3 protein-coding genes are annotated in these 1161 nt (G+C 38.7%); all 3 read left to right on the top strand.

Features of this window, described 5'->3' with window-relative positions; all coding sequences use genetic code 11:
• Positions 1 to 447 (top strand): hypothetical protein (locus CHX27_RS15405; RefSeq protein WP_207758900.1); only part of this gene is annotated, 447 nt, incomplete at its 5' end.
• 5 nt (positions 448 to 452) lie between these two features.
• On the top strand, positions 453 to 896 hold the full coding sequence (locus tag CHX27_RS00225) for a hypothetical protein (RefSeq protein WP_094484786.1): 444 nt from the start codon (positions 453 to 455) through the stop codon (positions 894 to 896).
• A 68-nt stretch (positions 897 to 964) separates the two neighbouring features.
• Positions 965 to 1161, top strand: a 197-nt coding sequence (locus CHX27_RS15625; RefSeq protein WP_207758899.1) for a hypothetical protein, incomplete at its 3' end; no start/stop codon positions are given.

Here is a 1161-nt window from a genome sequence, read left to right as displayed (position 1 = left end):
GCAATCCTTGATCCAAAATCTCGGGAAGGACAGGATTTTGTGAATCGTGTGATTAAAGAGAATCCAAGCTTATTTTACTACATGATAAATGCTACAAACGGAGAAGATTACGATTTTAAAAGTGAAAACGTAAACCCAGAGTTGTCAAGGATTGAACGACAGAAGCTTTTTTATAGAGGATCCGTTGATGTCAACGGCGATTTTGGTTCTGCAAGAGATTTTGGTAATTATGCAGCTGGCTTAGTTGCCGCAAGAACAGGATTGTCTTGGCAGGACGCTAGATACGGGTTTGACACCTATCAAGGATTCAAAGATGACGGGGCAGTATTAATTCCGACTAATTTTATACCCGCAATTTCAATTAGTCCGAAAAGAGAAGCAACAACAACAATAAAAGCACAATTAGCTGGCTACCGAACAGGAATTCGTATGTTCAAAAAACGATAGAAAAAATGAAGAAATTAGTTTTAGCGCTCTTTGGTGCTCTCCTTTTACTGACTAGCTGCGACGGTCGCAGATTTTATTTCTATTCGCCCGATGGCAAACAGTCTTTTACCGTTGTTAAAAAAGGAGATTACCGCTACATTTATGACGGCGATAGTTGGATATTTCCCGACACAAATTATATAAAAATTGATGTTAGTAGAGTTGACGAAACTCTTGATGGTTTAGAAGTGTGCTGGAACCCCCAAGAAAGCGGTTGGGAAATTTTTCAATTTGATTGCCAAATTGTAGAAAATAAACTAGATAGTACAAAATTTAGATTTTCATGTCTCCCTTCTAAAAAAATAGTAGGAGAATATGACTTTTCTAAGTATCGAAAGCCGAGTTGTTTTAGCTTCAACTTTTATACAGAAAAATTAAGTCACAACTCTGGAAGAACAATTGTAAAGTAAATCAAAAAGGGAACTATTCTTCGCAAATTTGACACTAAAAAACGCGCCAGCAGCAAGATTTAAATAAAATGTTAACCGTACAACAAGAACCTCTCGCTACTTTTATTACCATTGGTGGTGTCGGAAACCCGTGTGCGGGCTATTTTCCTGGGTCACTTAAATACGAACAATGCTGCACACAAAACCCAGGTGCGTGCGCACCCGCCCCGATCGAATTTTTTTACCACCCCGACCATCTGGGCAGTTCAACAGCTATTACAGATAA

This window comes from Flavobacterium aurantiibacter, assembly GCF_002251775.1.
Classification (GTDB): domain Bacteria; phylum Bacteroidota; class Bacteroidia; order Flavobacteriales; family Flavobacteriaceae; genus Flavobacterium; species Flavobacterium aurantiibacter.
Note: the sequence above shows the minus strand (reverse complement) of the source record. Positions and strands in the feature narration are given on the sequence as shown.

Coding starts and splice junctions, on each gene's coding strand:
- CHX27_RS00225 (WP_094484786.1), top strand. CDS start 453: ATGAAGAAATTAGTTTTAGCGCTCTTTGGTGCTCTCCTTTTACTGACT.